The sequence below is a fragment of the Streptomyces alkaliterrae genome (assembly GCF_007097205.2).
Lineage (GTDB): Bacteria > Actinomycetota > Actinomycetes > Streptomycetales > Streptomycetaceae > Streptomyces > Streptomyces alkaliterrae.
Genome location: NZ_VJYK02000374.1, coordinates 1 through 4,700, shown reverse-complemented (window position 1 = coordinate 4,700; position 4,700 = coordinate 1). Strand labels below are relative to the sequence as shown.

Genomic DNA, 4,700 nt, shown 5'->3' with positions numbered 1-4,700 from the left:
CGTCGCGCCGGACCCCCGCCCCCACGGTGTCGGGCTGTCACCGGGGTGGTCGATAATGCGGCCGTGACAGAGCAACCTCTGCCGCTGCCGGCGGAGCACCGACCCCACGGCGTGCGCGAGTGGCGGTCCGCCGACGCCCGCGAGTGGCTGGCCGCCGCCCCCGGCCGCTGGGCCCGGCCCCAGTGGGCGGCGCTGGCCCTGATCGCGACGTACGCGTGGGCCTTCGTCGACTCCCCGGAACCCGTGTGCACGGACAGCGCGCCGTGCCAGTTCGACTGGTGGCCCGTGGTGTTCTTCGGGTTCGCCGTCCTCCAGCTCTACTGGCTGGTGCGCCAACCGGTCGTCGCCCTGTGGGTCGTGCCGCCGACCGCCGCCGCCAACCTGCTGCACGGCGACGCGCTCGGCACCGCCTCGGACGTCTCGCGGCTGGCCGTCACCGCAGCCGCCGGCTTCGCGGTCGTCGGTCTGCTGTACCGGCTGGAGTTGGCGCGCCGCCAGCGCCACCTCGCCATGCGGGCCGCCGGGGACGCCCGCTACACCCTGCCGCCACGCCTGGTGCCCTTCACCCGGGGCCGGATCTCCCTGGTCTTCGGCGTGGGCTGTCTGGCGCTCGCCGCGTTCGGCCTGTGGCGCGGCAGCGCCGTCGTCGCCGAGGACGAGAGCCGTGCCGCCGCCGCGACCCGCGTCGAGGCCGAGGTCCTCGGCTACCGCGAGAACGGCCTTGCGGTCACCCTCCTCCCGGAGGGCAGACGGCACCACGTCGACGCGTTCGGCGACCACCGCAAGGGTGACCGCGTCACCGTGCTGATCGACGGCGACTGGAGCCGACTGGCCGCCGAACCGCCGGACGCCGGCGCCTGGGAGGCGCTGGTGCTCGTCGGCGGGCTGCCCGGCCTGGCCTTCGTGGTCAACGCGCTGGTCGGCCGCCGCCGCGCGGCGCGGCTGCGCAGCCTGCCGGTGCCCGCGCTTCGCGTCCTGATCAAGGAGAAGGACGACGACCCGCGCGTGTGGGTGTACGCCCACGACGACCGGCACGGCACCACACCCGTCCTCACCTTCCACTCGCTGCCCACCGACGAGGACGAAGACGAGGAAGACGAGGAAGAGGAGGACGCCGACGAGAGGGAACGGGCGCTGGACGGCGAGGGCGCGGAGAGCGTCGTGGAGAGCGTGCTGGGCGCGATGCGCGACCAGACGCCGCCGGTGCTGCGGGAGGCCGTGCTGTACGGTCCGCCCAGCGTCGGCGCGGAGGTCGCCTTCACCGCCGTCGGCGGCCGGGACCTGGACGAGATCGTCACCGAGTGCAGCGCCACGCCGGTGCGCGCGGTGGAGCGCCGCGAACGGCGCGGGCGGTCCCGCTCACTCGCCCGCCTCGCCCTCGACCTCGAACCCACCGCCGCGCCCCGCGTCTGGTCGGCCGGCGGCTGGACGCGGCTGGTCGGGCTCGCCCTCGGCGCGTTCCAGGCCGCCGGCATCTGGGCGCTGCTGTCGGACGGTTTCAGCTGGCAGTGGTTCCTCCTGCTCGGTCTGCCCGCCCTCATCGGCACCACCGCGACCGCGCTCAACTGGCGCATCGTCGCCGACCGCACCGGCCTGTGGACAACCGGCGGCTGGCGTATCCACCACGTACCCTGGGAGCGGATCAGCTCGATCCACCTCAACGGCTCGACGCTGGAGATCACGCAGCCGGGTGACGAGGACGACGCCGCACTGGAACCGGTGGGCTGGCCGGCGCTGGAACGGCGCCTGGGCGGCGGCGAGTCGGACACCGAACGCCTCCTCGCCGAGCTGCGCGCGATGTACCACGACCCGTCCCTGCGCCCTGCGGACGAGTCGACACCGGCGCAGCGCGGCACGCCGCTGGGGCCGCTGTTCACGCTGCTGCTGCTCGTGTGGGCGGTCACGGTGCTGGTCCTGCCGTGAGCGCGTCCCGCGCGTCGCGGAGGCCGCACCGAGCACTCACTTCGGCGTGGCCACCAGCAGGTTGGTCTCCAGCGGCAGCGGCGACACCGACTCCAGGGTGAAGCCGGCCTTGTCCAGCAGCGCGCGGTACTGGCTCTCGTCACGCTCCCGGCCGCCGCCCAGCACTACCAGCATGTGCATGTTGTAGCCCTGCGTCAGACAGGAGCCGTCGCCCCTGGTCAACACACGTTCCAGTACCACCAGACGTCCACCGGGGCGCATCGCGCGACGGCAGTTGGTCAGGATGCGGTGGCAGGACTCGTCGTCGAAGCAGTGCAGGATGCGGGAGAGGAGGTAGACGTCGCCGCCCTCCGGTACGCCCTCGAAGAAGTCGCCCGGGACGCGGTCGCAGCGGTGGGCGTGCTCGGTGGCGATGGGCCGCCCCTCGGTCTCGTCGATGACGTGCGGTGCGTCGAACAGCACCGCGCGCGGCCCCGGGTGGGACCGCAGGATCTCGCTGAGCAGCGCGCCGTGCCCGCCGGCGACGTCCACGACCAGCTCGGCGCCGGAGAAGTCGAACACCGAGCCGACCTCGGAGAAGAACGGCGTACCGGCGACCATGGCCCGCTCGTAGGTGAGCGACGTCTCCGGGTGCTGGTTGAGGTAGCTGAACAGGTCGCTGCCGTACACCTGGGAGAAGGCGGCGCCGCCGGTGCGCAGCGAGTGGTCGAGCGCGCCCCACGCCCGGTAGAAGTGGGAGCCGTAGATGCGGACGTGGTCGCGCATGGAACCCGGGCTGCCGGAGCGCAACAGTTCCCCGACAGCGGTCAGTTGATAGCCCTCCTGGTCGTCGCCGCGGACGACGTCGAGGCTTTCGAGGAAGAGCAGCAGCCGCCCGAGCGCGTCGGCGTCGGCGCCGATCCGCACGGCGAGCGCGGTGCTGCTCGCCCGCCCGGCCTCGTGCACGGCGTCGATCAGCCCTGACTCGGCGGCGTAGTAGACGGCCTGCGTCTTCCAGAAACCGGCCATCAGCTCGATGAGTTCGCGACCCGCGTTGCGGTCGGCTGTCTGGTTCCCGGTGCTGTTCCCGGCGCTGTTCCCGGTCATGCGATCACCGTTTCCTCGTCGCTGGTGCTGGTGGGGGTCCCGCCGGTCCGCCCCGCTCGGGCGGCTTCCTCGCGCAGCATCCGGACGAGTTCCGGGCGCTGGATCTTGCGGGTGGAGGTGCGGGGCAGGTCGTCGTGGCGGAGCTGGCGGACGGCGGCGAGCTGCGGCAGGTCGCGGGTCGCCTCCTGCCAGCGGGCCTGGTCCAGCGGGCGGTCGCCGCGGGTGGCGACGATCGGCACGGCCTCCCCGTCCGGCCCGGCGACCACCACCACCTCCCGCAGCTCCTCCAGCCGGCCCATCAGTACGTCCTCGGCCGCCAGGTTGCTGTCGACGGTGTCGATCCGGTCGACCTCGCGGTCCATCAGGTGGAGCAGGCCGAGGCGGCTGAGCCGTCCCATGTCGCCGACCCGCCACCAGCCGTCCCGCAGCTGCTCGCGGTAGCGCTCGTCCTCGCCGAGGTAGGTGAGGATCCGGGTGCGGCTGCGGACCTCCAGATGGCCGGTCCGGCCCCGGCCGAGCCGCCGCCCCGCGCCGTCGACGACCCGCATCGAGATGAAGCCGGGCAGCGGCAGCCCGACGCAGCGGCCGTCGGCCTTGTGCGCGCTGCGCCGCGTGTACCAGCGGCCGGCCATCGGCCCGATCTCGGACTGCCCGTAGAACTGCACGAACACCGGGATCCGGCGGCGGGAGGCGCCGAGCAGCCGCTGGATGGTGCGCGGGTGCATGGCGTCGAAGGTGGCGCCGAAGACCTTCACCCCGGCCAGCGGCTCGCCGGGCGCGTCGGCCAACTCCTCCCAGTCGACGTACGTGTTGGGGTGCGTCTCCACATAGCCGGGACGCGTGCGGCGGAAGAGCGGGCCGATGCGGGCCGGGTCCGGGTCGACGGCGATCACCAGCGGGTTGCCGTGGCTGAGGAACATCGCCAGGCCCTGGTAGAAGCGGCTGTGCACAAACGTCATGCACAGCGCCGCCTTCTCCTTCTCCCGGATCGGCCAGGACACGACACGCTGCGGCACCAGCCGGTGCCAGCCCGCCTCCGGCGTCTGCACGGCCAGCTTGGGTATGCCGGTCGTGCCGGAGCTGTGGGTGATCAGCGACGGCTGGCGGGGGTGCAGGCGCACGGGTTCCGGGCGCGGCGCGCCGGCGTGCGCGGCCAGCGGCACGAGCGTGCCCACGCGCTCGGCGTCGGCCGGTCCGACGTTGTCGGTGGCGAGCAGTACGGTACGGGTGGTGTCGGCGAGTGGCGCGCCGCGCAGCCGCTCGGCCAGCGTCTCGCCGTCGGTGAGCAGCCACGGCTTTCCGAGGCGTTCCAGCAGGACGGTGGCGGTGCGGCCGTCGAGCGCGGGCGACAGCAGCGCCGGCACGGCCCCGACGCGGCTGACCGCGCAGGCCAGCAGCGCGATGTCGAAGTTGTCGCTCTTGTACAGCGCGACGCGTTCGGTGGGCCGCACCCCGGCGGACCACAGCCGCGCGGCGAGTTCGTCCACGTGCGCGGCGATCTCGGCGACGGTCAGCCGGGTGCCGAGCTCCGGGGCGTGGTGCGGCGGCCGGTCGAGTTCGACGGTGGTGTGCGGGAAACGGCGGGCGGCGGTGTGGAAGATGTCGCCTATGTAGAAGCCGTTGCCTCGGGTGAGGCGGCGGAGCACGGCGTGCACGGGTTTCCTCCAGGGCGTCGGGGAGCGGGGGAGCGG

The 4,700-nt window shown here is 73.6% G+C and carries 3 protein-coding genes; 1 reads left to right on the top strand and 2 read right to left on the bottom strand.

Going from position 1 to position 4,700, the window contains the following annotated elements:
* Positions 1–63: 63 nt before the first annotated feature.
* Positions 64–1,923 carry a hypothetical protein gene (locus FNX44_RS23960; RefSeq protein ID WP_143650992.1) on the top strand — a complete coding sequence of 620 codons (1,860 nt, stop codon included), beginning with the start codon at positions 64–66 and terminating at the stop codon, positions 1,921–1,923.
* Positions 1,924–1,959: 36 nt separating this feature from the next.
* Here FNX44_RS23960 and FNX44_RS23955 read toward each other — a convergent pair whose 3' ends face one another.
* Positions 1,960–3,009 (bottom strand): methyltransferase, encoded by a 1,050-nt coding sequence (locus tag FNX44_RS23955; RefSeq protein WP_143650990.1) that lies wholly within the window; start codon positions 3,007–3,009, stop codon positions 1,960–1,962.
* The coding region (locus FNX44_RS23950; RefSeq protein ID WP_153507675.1) for a class I adenylate-forming enzyme family protein at positions 3,006–4,700 on the bottom strand (1,695 nt) is incomplete at its 5' end. The genes FNX44_RS23950 and FNX44_RS23955, both read right to left, overlap by 4 nt.